Annotated in this window: 12 protein-coding genes; 4 read left to right on the plus strand and 8 right to left on the minus strand. The window is 42.5% G+C overall.

From position 1 onward, the window contains the following. Positions 1 to 234: 234 nt before the first annotated feature. From EV282_RS13460 to EV282_RS13470, 3 genes are all read right to left on the minus strand, one after another. Positions 235 to 1029 (minus strand): DUF2935 domain-containing protein, encoded by a 795-nt coding sequence (locus EV282_RS13460; protein WP_130296290.1) that lies wholly within the window; start codon positions 1027 to 1029, stop codon positions 235 to 237. A 129-nt stretch (positions 1030 to 1158) separates the two neighbouring features. Further along, positions 1159 to 2619: a protein adenylyltransferase SelO gene (locus tag EV282_RS13465; protein ID WP_130296291.1), complete on the minus strand. Its 1461-nt coding sequence runs from the start codon at positions 2617 to 2619 to the stop codon at positions 1159 to 1161. A 158-nt stretch (positions 2620 to 2777) separates the two neighbouring features. After that, on the minus strand, positions 2778 to 3263 hold the full coding sequence (locus EV282_RS13470) for a DinB family protein (RefSeq protein ID WP_130296292.1): 486 nt from the start codon (positions 3261 to 3263) through the stop codon (positions 2778 to 2780). 158 nt (positions 3264 to 3421) lie between these two features. Here EV282_RS13470 and EV282_RS13475 point away from each other — a divergent pair, with 158 nt between their 5' ends. Continuing rightward, on the plus strand, positions 3422 to 4345 hold the full coding sequence (locus tag EV282_RS13475; protein WP_130296293.1) for a S66 peptidase family protein: 924 nt from the start codon (positions 3422 to 3424) through the stop codon (positions 4343 to 4345). A 62-nt stretch (positions 4346 to 4407) separates the two neighbouring features. Here the strand turns inward: EV282_RS13475 and EV282_RS13480 are convergent, their stop codons facing one another. From EV282_RS13480 to EV282_RS13500, 5 genes are all read right to left on the minus strand, one after another. Further along, positions 4408 to 5061 carry a DsbA family oxidoreductase gene (locus tag EV282_RS13480; RefSeq protein ID WP_278043786.1) on the minus strand — a complete coding sequence of 218 codons (654 nt, stop codon included), beginning with the start codon at positions 5059 to 5061 and terminating at the stop codon, positions 4408 to 4410. Between the two features lie 184 nt (positions 5062 to 5245). Further along, positions 5246 to 6364 carry a hypothetical protein gene (locus EV282_RS13485; RefSeq protein ID WP_130296294.1) on the minus strand — a complete coding sequence of 373 codons (1119 nt, stop codon included), beginning with the start codon at positions 6362 to 6364 and terminating at the stop codon, positions 5246 to 5248. Beyond that, positions 6361 to 7233: an ABC transporter ATP-binding protein gene (locus EV282_RS13490; RefSeq protein ID WP_130296295.1), complete on the minus strand. Its 873-nt coding sequence runs from the start codon at positions 7231 to 7233 to the stop codon at positions 6361 to 6363. The genes EV282_RS13485 and EV282_RS13490 overlap by 4 nt, the downstream gene beginning before the upstream one ends. Continuing rightward, the gene (locus tag EV282_RS13495; protein ID WP_130296296.1) at positions 7217 to 8032 is read right to left on the minus strand and encodes a hypothetical protein; all 816 of its coding nucleotides are present in this window, start codon (positions 8030 to 8032) and stop codon (positions 7217 to 7219) included. Before EV282_RS13495 ends, EV282_RS13490 begins: the two co-directional genes overlap by 17 nt. After that, positions 8001 to 8576: an RNA polymerase sigma factor gene (locus EV282_RS13500; protein WP_130296297.1), complete on the minus strand. Its 576-nt coding sequence runs from the start codon at positions 8574 to 8576 to the stop codon at positions 8001 to 8003. Before EV282_RS13500 ends, EV282_RS13495 begins: the two co-directional genes overlap by 32 nt. A 489-nt stretch (positions 8577 to 9065) precedes the next feature. Between EV282_RS13500 and EV282_RS20445 the strand changes: the two genes are divergently transcribed. The 3 genes from EV282_RS20445 (at position 9066) to EV282_RS13515 (ending at position 13323) form a co-directional block, all read left to right on the plus strand. Next, positions 9066 to 9224, plus strand: coding sequence for a hypothetical protein (locus EV282_RS20445; protein ID WP_207224302.1), 159 nt, complete (start codon positions 9066 to 9068; stop codon positions 9222 to 9224). Positions 9225 to 9568: 344 nt separating this feature from the next. Then, positions 9569 to 11386, plus strand: a complete 1818-nt coding sequence (locus EV282_RS13510) for a bacteriocin maturation protein (RefSeq protein WP_130296299.1) — start codon at positions 9569 to 9571, stop codon at positions 11384 to 11386. Further along, positions 11383 to 13323: a TOMM precursor leader peptide-binding protein gene (locus EV282_RS13515; protein ID WP_130296300.1), complete on the plus strand. Its 1941-nt coding sequence runs from the start codon at positions 11383 to 11385 to the stop codon at positions 13321 to 13323. The genes EV282_RS13510 and EV282_RS13515 overlap by 4 nt, the downstream gene beginning before the upstream one ends. Positions 13324 to 13338: the final 15 nt, after the last annotated feature.

The following is a 13338-nucleotide window of genomic DNA, read 5'->3' on the forward strand; positions in this document are numbered from 1 at the left end:
AACTATATAAATACATGCCATAAAAGTGCTAAAAATTTAAATGATAGTATCCAACAGATGAAGAAGTATGATTATCTTCAAACAACACCTGCTTAAGGGCTGTTTCTTTTTTGTTTTAACCGTGGTTCTTTTTCTAGTAATTAAACATATTTCCCCTCTTCAATCTGCTATTTATAGAAAAACTCGAGTCTTGGTGACCCGAGCTTACTTCATATCAAAAGTTCTTTTTTCATTTCAACGTTGGCTTGTATTTAGATTGGACTCAAATAAATCAATAATTTCTAAGAAGCGTTCTGCTTCTCTAAAGGTATGATCGGCTAATAAAGGATGAATATTGCTCTTGATGCGGCATGCTTCTATCAGTTCTCTCGCTGTTTTCTTAAAATCTCTCAATGAAGCAACTGATACTTTATTTTGATTTAAAAATTGGCTAAGTAATGGTCTTGTTTCAGATTGCGGCCGCATCGAATCTAAGTCAATAGCTTGAAATAGCAGTTGGTCGAAATCATGACTAAACTCTCTCGCTTGGTCTACCAACTTTCTCTCAGAAGGATCTAGCAGATGACCGATAAACTTAGCATGATCTGCCATAATTCTTAAAAAGAATACATTTTCTTGGATAACTTCATTGGCTTCAGGGACTAACACACCTTGATTTAGTTCTTTTAATCGATTGGCAAAATAAGCCGCTTCTCTGCTAATATGGTCAACCAATAATGGGAAATTGTTTGTACGGATCACACAGCGTAATGTTAAATCTAATACCTTTCGTTTATAGCTCCAAATTGCAGCTGCTGCTTGGTAGACCTCCGTGTTAAAAGCTTTAACCTGATTCAGGTCTGAGTTCACATTAAATCTGGATAACTCTTCCTCAATTCTTTCAAATACAGTTATAAACTGACGTGCTTCGTCGATCAATTGTTTCTGTTCATAAGTGAATCCCAAGCTTAGAAATAAGGCATGTTCCTTCATAATCCTAGACCAAAATTGAATTTCATCTAATGATCGAGCCACAATTGGATTCGCCATTGTATCCCCTCACTTTTTTTCATATTCCCTTCCCATGTATATTATTGGTTTTATTTACAAATTCTCAAAAAAACAAAAAAGCTTGTTCTCTAAAAAAGAGAACAAGCTATTTCAAAGTGTTCATAAGTATCATGTTCCGCAAAACGTTCTGTAATGGCCTTCCGTTTCAGGTGGCAGTTTGCAATACTCTTCTTGATCTGGTGTGTATGCAAAAGGATTTTTAAGTTGGTTTAAAAGCTTCTCCATCACACTGTAATCACCATTTTGCACAGCAGCTTCTAATGCTTCTTCTACCCGGTGGTTTCGAGGAATGACTGCTGGATTGCTGTTTCGCATCAACTCATTGGAAGACTCTTTTGATTCTTCCTGTCTCTCTCGTCTTTCTTGCCACTTTTTATCCCACTCATCAAAATCAGGAGCATTAAAGAGTGTTGTATCTTCCTCTTTATGAAGAGTGAGTGCTCGGAATGTGTTTGTATAGTCTGCTGAATGATCTTTCATCAGATTGAGAAGTTCTTTGATTAGAGCTTCATCTTCTTTTTCTTCATTAAAAAGACCAAGCTTTGCTCTCATTCCCGTCATCCAGTTGCTGTTGAATTGATCACCATAATCGGATAACGCCTCTTGAGCCATTTCCACCGCTTTTTCCTGATCATCATGGAACAGTGGTAAAAGCGTTTCTGCCAACCTTGCAAGATTCCACCCGCCGATACTCGGCTGATTGCCATATGCGTAACGGCCCTGGACATCGATGGAGCTGAACACGGTTGCCGGATCGTACGTATCCATGAACGCGCATGGACCATAATCGATGGTTTCCCCGCTGATTGTCATGTTATCAGTGTTCATTACACCGTGGATAAAGCCGGCGAGCTGCCACTTCGCAATGAGTGACGCTTGACGTTTAATCACTTCTTTATAAAAACTGAGGTATTTGTTTTCGTCGTCTTTTACATGTGGATAATGGCGATCGATCGCATAGTCGGCTAGAGCCTGAAGTTCGTCAACACTCCCCCATTGACGAGCGAACTCGAAAGTTCCAACACGCAGGTGACTGGAAGCAACACGAGTCATGATCGCACCAGGAAGGTTCGTTTCACGGATAACTGGTTCCCCCGTAGTCACAACAGCAAGACTGCGAGTCGTCGGTATACCTAGTCCATGCATCGCTTCACTGATGATGTACTCGCGCAGCATCGGTCCAAGTGCTGCTCGACCATCTCCTCCACGAGAATACGGTGTTCTTCCTGAACCTTTTAGCTGGATGTCGAACCGCTCTCCTTTTGGCGTAATCTGCTCACCGACCATGAGTGCCCGTCCGTCACCAAGCATCGTAAAGTTACCGAACTGATGGCCGGCGTATGCTTGAGCAAGTGAAGAACCGCCTTCAGGAACTTTATTTCCTGCGAATATGTTCAGGGCATCTTCACCTTGAAGTGACTCAGCATTCAATCCTAACTCTTTTGCAAGAGGTTCATTCAACACCACTAGTTTTGGTGCTTCAACTGGATTCGGATTGATCGTTGAATAAAACTTGTCAGGCAGACTTGCATAACTATTTTCTAGGTTCCATCCTGTTTTATTAGTCATGATGTCTCCTTTCCTTTTTCTATTATAAATTGCTTATCTATCTTCACATTAACACAATACAGATTCAATTGAGTCTCATTCTGCCTCACCATTATTCCCTTTTCACGCCAAATAAATAAACGCCCGGAGAAAAACGGGCGTTGTGTTATAAAGTATGTTTAACGATGAGATGGCCAAGATCCTTGCATTTTTCTGATCTGAATAATCTGACCGGTATGATAGGCGTCGTGGAGGAAGATATCCAGCAGCTTCCCTTCGAGTTGTTCAATCTCTTTTTCTGGAGTGTTAGTCAGCAACTGGCGCAACTTTTGATAAACATCCTCTGCACGTTTAATAACTTTATTCCACTCTGCCTCGTCATTAGATTGTTCTGTTAGTGAGAAGGTTTGATCACCATCAAGATTATTTGTCCATTCAATTCCCTGCATGTTGGACACAAGTCTTTCTTTGTAATAAATGAGATGATTTACGTTCTCCCAGATTGTTTTCGTTGCCTCTCCCGCTGGTTTCCAGGTGGCTTGATCTGCGGTAATCCCTTCAATCGCGTGTTTTAGCGGAGCATACCAACTCTCCTTTTCGTACGTTGAATCGAGTACGTTTATAAGTAAATCGATTCGTCCCTTTATCTTATCTTCTTTTAGCATTATAGCCCTCCTAAATGCTTGGTTTGTGTGATACGTTTACCTTTCGTGTTTGGATGGTTTTTTCCTTTAATATTCTTTAGGTTTTATGTACTGACACACTTCTTAGTGAATATAAATAGAATTGGAGCTTTGTGTTTATTGAGGGGAGGGGCAGGGAGATGGCGAATAAACCGCGACAGCTGCAACGGGGTGATACGATTGGTATTGTTACGTTAGGCAGCCCGTTGGATGCCACTACGATTAATCAGGGGATCAATACGTTAAGAAATATGGGATTCCAAGTGATCGTGGGTGATCACGTATATGCCGCTAGCGGTTTTCTCGCGGGGACGCCCGAGCAACAGGCAGCCGATTTGATGTCCATGTTTGAAAATCCACAAGTAAAAATGATCCTCCCTACAAGAGGCGGTGTGGGTGTAGCCAGCATCCTCCCTTATCTGGACTATTCTATCATCAGCAAAAATCCTAAATTGATTTCGGGTTACAGCGACATCACGATTTTGTTGAATGTTCTATACCAATATACGAATCTCGTTACTTTTCATAGCTTACTGCTCCTTGATTTTAAACCAGGTACTCCTGAATATAACTATAATCAGTTTTTCAATGCCACTACCCGATTGACAGCACCTTGGCCGATTAATAACCCTCCCGAAATCCAGCTTGTCAGTAAAGTTCCTGGCAATGTAACGGGACCAATTGTCGGCGGTAACCTCACATCATTTGTAGGTACGTTAGGAACTCCGTATGAGATCGACACGAAGGGTAAAATTCTACTTATTGAAGATACACATGAGCCGGTAAACACAATTTTCCGATACTTGAATCATCTGAAGTTAGCTGGCAAGTTTGAAGATTGCCTCGGAATCATCATGGGAGAATGCACGAACTGTAATCCAGCGTACGGGAAAACGTTTGAAAATGTGATCGATGAATTCATTGTTCCGCTAGGCAAACCATTGATGACGAACCTCGCAAGCGGACATGGATTTTATAAAGCGGCGGTACCTTTCGGGGTTAATGTGAACATGAATACTACTAACCGAACGATTACTGTGATGGAACCGACTGTGATTGCTTAGTTTTGAAACCACAAAAAAATACACTCCTCCAATAAAGGAAAAGTGCATCTTATTTTCTGTGGCTATTTTTGAGGAATGTCACAGCCATCGTCATCACAGCTTGCTCCGTCTTCTTCGTTTAAAGAAGTGACCTCATCCTCTGCGATGATTTTTTTGAGCGCATTCACAAACACATCCGTTGGCTGAGCACCAGTAAGGGCGTACTTTTTATTGATCAAAAAGAATGGTACACCTGTGATGCCATACTGCTGACCTGTTTGTTGATCGGCACGGACGGCATCTGACATCTCATCACTTGCGAGCATTTTCTCTACTTCTTCCCTGTTCAATCCAACTTCAGCTGCAAGCTCAGCTAATGTTTCATGGTCTCCAATGTGTTTGGATTCTGTGAAGTAAGCAAGCAGGATGCGATCTGTCATCTCATGCATCAAGCCATGTTTTTTGGCAAGCATCGTCACACGGTGAGCATCAAACGTGTTGGTTAGGATAAGGGTTTCAAAGTTAAAATCCACCCCAGCTTCTTTCCCCATCTGTGTCATGTTCGCTGTATTCGCTTTTGCTGTTTCTATACTCATGCCGTATTTTTTAGCGAGCTTTTCGTACATGTTATCTTTTACATCGCGTTCCATCGTCGGATCCAACTCGAAGCATCTATACGTCACTTCGATCGGATGGTCAATCTGCTTAATAGCGTCCTCCAGACGCTTTTTGCCAATATAGCAGAATGGTCAAGCGAAGTCAGTCCACATTTCAATATACATAAACGATTCCTCCAATTGCTCTTGTCATCTTCAACATTAGTATAGAAGGAATTCTGGGATTTTACACGTGATGTGACTTTGGACAAAAAATACGGTGTAGGGTAGGGGTCAGACCCCTACCCTACACCGTATTTTTAAACTATATGGTAACTTCCTTACTTTTCATCACACGACTGGACACCAGCACGGCGATGAATGAAACAACGAGAATCCAGACTAATGCGATGAACGGATATAGAACTGGCATTCCAAATAGGTTAATCGTGTTAAAGTGATGGAACAAAAATTCTACTTTCATGATATAGAGGAATGAGAAGCTGAACACATCACTTAACCAGATTGGAGGATTCATTGATTCAACAAACCAATATGGCAATGCGAAAATCACTCCATTGATGATAAAAGAAATAAACGAATTCTTGGATAGTGATGAGACCAAGATGATCACCAGTGCAAAACTGAATGCTGCAAGCAAGTGGAACCCTAATTGAATGAAATGAAACTCTATTAATGTAAAACTATAGTTTGAAAAGAAATAAGTGTGCATGTTCTGGATCGGACTCGTCCATCCGTCATATCCATATCTGATTCCATTCCATATTAAGTTAAAGATCTCCGTGATCATTACGATGGAACAAGCATAAATGAGCGCTGCCATGATTTTAGACCACAGCAAACTCTCTCTACCTTTACTGGAGCTGAGAATATAACGGTCCACCCGTGAGCTGTATTCTTTAGTATAAGTCGTAGAAAGTCCGATTAAAAGCATAGCTCCGGTAATCAGAAGAGCATACGTACTCGCATAATCTACGGTTTCCCTCGGTCCTTCATTATAAGAAAAATAAGACAGATCTACTTTTTGAATCATAGATTTCTCTAACTCGGTATTATATTTATTGTCCTCACGAATCTCTTTATATCGACTCTTCAGCCTTTGCTCTGAACCTTTTATAAAAGCAATCGTTTCATAGATACCGGCTTGGGTCTCCTCTTTATCTGTATACATGTGACCGCCTTGGTGACCTTGATCTTCCGCTCTTTGATCCATTATTCTCATCAGGTTCTGGTATTCTTTTTCAGCAAGTTCAGCTTTTTCTTTTGTGATCGGTCCTTCCCAATCCTTATACAGCTGCCTTTCCATTTCTGTACTATGATTGAACGTGAACCCCGTTGAAAAAAGCACCAATAAGAAAAGCGTGATATAGACCGTTCGTTGCTTAAAAATCTTGTAGAGTTCAAATTTCACGAGTTCTTTCACGCCGTTTCCTCCTCATCAAAGTAATATAGATACAAGTCTTCGAGATTCGGAATATCCTTTTCGGCGTCAGGCTCAGGCTGTTCATCACTAAGGATACGCAGCTGGAATCTGTCTTCGATACGTGCGATGTTCCCGACTTTGTATGCAGACTGGAATCTCGGAATCTCTTTCTCTTCTATAAGGAGTGTCCACACTTTGTCTTCGATTCCTTTTAATAAAGACTGAGGTGTTTCTTTTTTCACGAGCTGGCCATCCTTTAAGATCAGTACTTCTTTCGCTATGAATTCAATGTCTGAAACAATATGTGTCGACAGAAGAACAATTCGGTTCGTTGAGATCTTAGATAATAGATTTCTGAATCGGATCCTTTCCTTCGGGTCTAACCCTGCCGTCGGTTCATCCACGATTAAAATTTTCGGATCGTTCAATAATGCCTGAGCAATCCCGATACGGCGCTTCATCCCGCCGGAAAAGCCGCCGATTTTTTTCTTCCGATATTCAGTTAATCCGACTAACTCTAATACTTCTTCAACTTTTTCACTCGTTTCTTCTTTCGGCAGTCCTTTTAACGCAGCGATGTACTTCAGGAATTTTTCGGCTGTAAAGTTTTTATAATAGCCGACATGCTGCGGCAGATAGCCGATCAGCTCCCGGTACTTCTCATTCATGTCCGTGATATCTTGCCCGTTCAAGAGCACACGGCCAGAGCTTGGTTTCATCACGCTCGCCAGTATCCGCATCAATGTCGTCTTACCAGAACCGTTCGCCCCTAAAATTCCATAAACGCCTGTTGTAAGTTCCAGGTTGATATCATTTAGCGCCTGTTTATCCTTGAAAGTCTTCGTTATGTTCTCAATGGTTAACTTCATATAACACACCTCTTTTATAAATATGGACGGCTTTGAACAATGAAAGGATCAACGCTACGGCACTTGCGGTTACATACAGTTCTGCTGGCAGCGACTCTAATTTTTCTATGATTCGCGGCTGGCTTAAGAATCCGCTGACCGTTAGCCATATGATCATGCCAGCTGTTATGGCATAAATCTGACGGTATCTGCTTACAAAAAACAATGAAAGTGCAGCTATGAACGTGAACGGTGTGATCCAGTATAGAAGCATCTTAGAAATCAAAACCTCTTGATGAAAAATACCTAAACTCACGGTGATCAAAAGGTTAACAACGAGGTTGAACCCACCGACAACGAGCATCTTCGAGAGCATGATTTCCTGAAAGTTATATTTATAAGACATTTCCAGTTCAGCCATGCCGGCGTTCCTGCTCTTCAACACTTCGATCAAACCCATTATCATTGTGATCGGCGCGAACATCATGACCATCGCATAAGGATCTACTTGCATGAGAAGTACACCAGATAGTGCAGCGGCGATTAATAATCCGTTAGCGATCCAGAACAGAGAACTCATATAGAAAACTTCTTTATACGCTTGCTTCGTAATGGCAGTCATTCCTCTACGAGCTTCTCTCCACCTATTTTTCCGAACCGGAACATGCGGTTTCATCGCATCGATCGTCATCATGATCTGTTCTTCCCCCGGAAATTCCACATCGTACTCATCTAACAAACTGCCAATCTCCTGCTCCAATTCTTCTATCTCATCATCCACATTTTTATCAAAAGTATGGTGTAGTTTTCTGCTCTTCATCCTCAACACCTCGCTTTAAGAGTTTGGCTAGCTTGCCTAGCCCTTGATGCAATCTTGACTTTACCGTCGAGACGTTCGTTTCCGTCACATCAGCTATTTCTTTTATTTTCATGTGGTGAAAATACTTGAGCAGGACGGCTTCCCGCTGATGTTCCGGTAGTGTGCTAACGGCTGTTTTCACTTGTTCGCGTATTTCTTTCCGCTCAAATATGTAAGGTACATGGCTTTTGTCGCACACAAGCGCTTCATTTAGTTCCGCTTGTTTGGATGTCTGCTTAAAGTCGGAGCTTCTCCAATAGTCTCTGCAGTGGTTGACCGCGATCGTATACAGCCAGCTCGAGAACTTTCCTTTATTGGAATACGACTGGATTCTTTGTATGACTTTTATAAAGATTTCCTGAGTCAGATCATACGCCGTTTCTTTGTTTCCGACTTTTCGGTAAACATAGGCGAAGATCTGTTTATAATATTTTCGCGTTAAGACCTCCATGGCTGCTTGGCTGCCAGCTAAGATCTCTTTCACGAGCTGTTCATCTTCAGGCATTTTCATCACCTCATTCAGTAAGACGGGATAGTTTTCAAAAGGATTTAATTTTATAAAAAAAAGCTGTTTTTTCAGCTCACAAGTTTATCTTCTATACCTTCAATTACAATTATTTCAAAATATGACACTTTGTACAATGAGTGATTCGATGGTGTACTTTCTCTCATTCAGGTTTAATACCCAATCCAGTAACTCGGGACAGGCAAAATCCATATTTTAATATGAGGAAATCGAGTAAAGGTTTTCACGTAATGTTGCGATCAATCTTAACTCGTTATAAAAAATACAAACAAACAATCGAGGAGGTGTTCTTATTGGATAATAATAAACACCAATGGAATCTGGATGGCTTAAGCACGGGTGATTTTCAGGTCAGTGGCGGTAACCCGCATCATCCACAAGATCCGCGTGAACAAGATCCCCGTATTTTCATCGGTACTTGTGTTGGCGTTTGTGTAATCGGAATCTGTTTTAACTTTTGCGGAGGTTGTGGCGGATGCTTCGGCTGCGGCGGTTGTGGTGGATGTGCTGGTCGTTGCGGAGGATGCGCTGGTCGTTGTGGCGGTTGTGCCGGCCGTTGCGGTGGTTGCGGCGGACGTTGTGGAGGACATTAATCTCATTGTGAGACATGAAGTAAGCTATTTTTAATAAAAATGGATAGAAGCTGACCGAAAAAGGTACCAAAAGCGCCCTTTGAAGTCAGCTTTTTCATATTGGAGGGGTATTTGCTTAGTTAAATTTGTCATTCTATGGTGCAGATGTACGCCTTTGAGCGAAACTAAGGCATTCTTGAGCGAAACGAGTGCACTCCAGAGCGAAACGAAGGCTAGTTGGAGCGAAACGACAGTGGTTTTGAGCGAACGTGTAATAAATAAAAGAACACGTACCGTGAAACCTATCCAGCGTATTCTTGGGGCACACTTTTTAAAATACATAATGGACAATAGACCTCCATATGAATAAATGATGAGCTTTTTTGGAGGAGTGGTCTTATGAACAAAGTTAATCCTTCTATGTGTTTAAAGGTAAAAAAAGATCTTTTCATTTATCCGGAATCGAACAAAGGGGTCTATCTCCGTAACAATGTCACCTCAGTTCGAATGGAAGGAAGCACGATAGAAAAGTGGCTGGAAAAGTTAATTCCTATGCTGGACGGCAGCCTGACACTTGGCGAAATCACAAACGGTTTACCGGAACCCTATAAAGAGCAAGTGTATAAGATTACCGATGTTTTATTTGAAAATGGATTTGTGCGGGATGTCAGTCAGGATCTTCCCCATGAGCTTCCTGAACATATTCTTGAAAAATTCGCCTCACAGATTGAATACATCAACCATCTAAAAGACTCTGGTGCACACCGGTTTCAAACCTATCGAGAGACAAAAGTAGCCGTCATAAGTTCTGGTTCTCTTCTTTACTCTCTTGTTCATGCATTGATCGATTCTGGTCTTCCTGCGTTCAGTATCTTTCCCACTCAAAAAGCAGATGAAAACAGACTGCATAAGATGATCGCTGATGTGAAGGCGGCAGATCAGGAAATCCTGATCTCCATTAAACAGGCTAACGAAACCTTACTTCCGTTTGAATGCATCATCTACGGATCAAATGGGGATAATCTGGATCAGCTTCGCACGACACAAGATCTGTGCAAGAAACACGGTAAGATCTTTTTACCTGTTACGATTGAGAAAGATGCTGCATTCGCGGGACCTATAGTATCCGAAGAGTCCAAGGCATGCTGGGAGTCCGCTTATCGCCGGCTGCATCATAAAAAACATTACTCCCCTTCGTCTACCGCTGTTTCCATGCTCGCGAACGTTGCGGTTTTTGAACTTTTTAAAACGATTACCGGTGTTCACGATAATAACAAAGACAGTCTGATCTACAGACTGAACTTGGAAACACTCGAGGGTAGCTGGCACTCTGTTATTCCTCATCCTCATGTCACAAAGAGCCTTCAAGCTGTGCCTATTCCAGACCCGCTGCTGCACATGTTGGACGCAAATGAACCGCAAAAGGATTTCCAGTCACTTTTTTATCAGATCACTTCAAGAGAAACCGGTATTTTTCATACGTGGGAAGAAGAAGATTTGCTGCAGCTTCCGTTATCACAATGCAAAGTTACGGTCGCCGATCCACACACAGAGATCGTCTGTTCAGGACTTACGCATGATGAAGCAAGGACAGAAGCAGGTCTTTCGGGAATCGAAACATATGTAAAGGGATTATACGGAGATCCCTCTTCCTTATTGAGCGTTGGTGCTGGTCAAACGGCTGCAGAAGGTATGTGCAGAGCTTTACAGAACAGCCTTCATGAAACTTTTGTAAAATCAAAGGAATTTGCTGTTTTATCTAAATTAGACGTAAGCCATATGCAAGATGACCGATGCCACTTTTTGTTCCAGTCCTTATCTGCATTTTGTCCGGAAACAAAAATATATAGCGGTGTTAAAGTGCTCGGTTTCCCTGTCGTCTTGGTTCAGACGAATGACCACTGGTACGGAAGTGCTGGTTTGAATAATAAGATAGCTTTAGAGCGCGCATTAAAAACCGCTTTGATCGACACACAAAATACCGAAAACCTGTTTAACCCTTATGGCGTCAAGGTTGATTCTATCCCTTTTAAAACGGAATCACAGGCCTTTTCATTTTCTGATCAGTCACTTCATGAAACATTCGCTTCAGCTCTTCAAACACTAGAAAAGAATAACATTCGGGCAGAGTTTTTCTTGCTGCAGACTGAAACGATTCTTAATGAACATACAGCCGACATTTTCGGTGTCACACTGTGCGAGGAGGAACAGTCATGAAGCACTCCATCGCTATCATTGGTAACGGTCGGTTAGCTGACTATGTGTCTATGAAATTATTTGAAACCTATCAAATTGCACGCTGGGATTCAGTAGAAGAAGCCGACCCACATAACGAAAATCTAGCATTGGTCCTTCACGATTCATGGAATCCTACTGAACATGTAAAAGCTGAAGAAGTATTCCGATCGAGGGGCATCCCCTGGCTTAGATCATTCTTTTCATTTGGTGAAGCGAACATTGGTCCCCTCGTTCTGCTTGATGAACCCGGCTGCTCGCAGTGTGCTGATCTTCGCCATTTTATAACGGCAACAGACCGAAGAGAACTTTTTCAGATAAAAGAAAGCAAGCTGAATCAAGTTGATCGGTCACCAGATCCATGGGGAACTAATCTTGCAATCTCTCAAACTACTGCTCTTATACAAGATGAGGTCCATCGCTTCTTTAATGGAGAAAAAACTCAGACCGCTCAGCACATCCTTTTTCTGCATCTGCACACGTTCAGGCTTTCTCGTCATTTCTTTTTACCTGACCCGTATTGTTCGGTTTGTGGCGACCTGCCGGAAGATACAGCGGATTCGGCAAAAATAACTCTGAAACAAAGCCCGAAAACATCACTGGAAAGTTACCGGTCCCGTTCGATCGAGGAGCTTCAGAAAGTACTCAGCAAAGACTATTTGGACAGCCGGGCGGGTGTATTAAATTTCAAGCGCTATGATTACTTGTCCCCTTTTGCAGATACGGTCGTCAATCTCCCTTTGCTCTCGGGCAATGAGTTGAACGCGGGACGCACTCATTCTTATGCACATAGTGAGCTCTCTGGTATTTTGGAGGGGCTTGAGAGATATTGCGGCTATGCGCCGAGAGGGAAACAAACAACAGTTTATGAACCGTATTCAAAGGTAGAAAAGTATGCGCTGAATCCTGTATCGCTCGGCGTTCATACGAAGGAACAATATGAGCGGCCTCATTTTCCTTTTAAGCCGTTGGACCGCGAACGCTCTGTTCATTGGGTTTGGGGTTATTCGTTAACTGAAGAGCGTCCGATCCTTGTTCCTGAAACGTACGCTTATTACAGCTTAGGTGGCGGAGAAGGTTTTGTTTACGAAACATCTAACGGCTGTGCGGTAGGCGGCAGTTTAGAGGAAGCGATTTTGTATGGAATCTTCGAAATCGTTGAGCGCGATGCGTTTCTTATGGCATGGTACGGACAGCTTCCTATTCCCCGCCTCGACTGTAAAACGATCGATGATACGGAGTTTCAGCTCATGCTTCATCGCCTTCAGAGTATGACGGGCTATGAGATCCATCTTTTTAATTCGACGACGGAAAACGGCATTCCGAGCATTTTGGCGATGGCGAAAAACAAGAAGGATGACGGATTGAATCTGCTATGTGCTGCAGGTGCTCACCTCGATCCGATCCGAGCGGTGAAAGGTGCCGTCCAAGAACTATCCGGCATGCTCTTGAACATGGACGATGTGTTTGTAAAGAACCGCAAAAAATACGAAGAGATGCTACACGACTCGTACCGCGTCCGCCATATGGAAGATCATTCGATGCTGTATGGGTTAAAAGAAGCGGAGAAACGGATGTTCTTTCTGCTCGATAAACGGATGAAAAGAAATTTTAAAGAAGAATTCAAGCCAGTCTGTCAGACCGCTGATTTGTTGGATGATTTAAATGGAGTTCTGGAAACGTTTAAAAAGTTGAAGCTGGAAGTGATTGTTGTGGATCAGACAGGACCTGAGCTGAAACGAAACGGACTTCACTGTGTAAAAGTTGTGATTCCAGGGATGCTGCCGATGACATTCGGACACCACCTGACTCGGTTGGAAGGACTGGACCGCGTCCTGACAGTTCCGGCCAAACTCGGGTACGTGCAGCAGCCTCTCACTTACGGCGAACTCAATCCGTATCCACATCCTTTTCCATAAGATAACCAAAGGGGG

The organism is Fictibacillus sp. BK138, from assembly GCF_004216955.1.
GTDB lineage: Bacteria > Bacillota > Bacilli > Bacillales > Fictibacillaceae > Fictibacillus.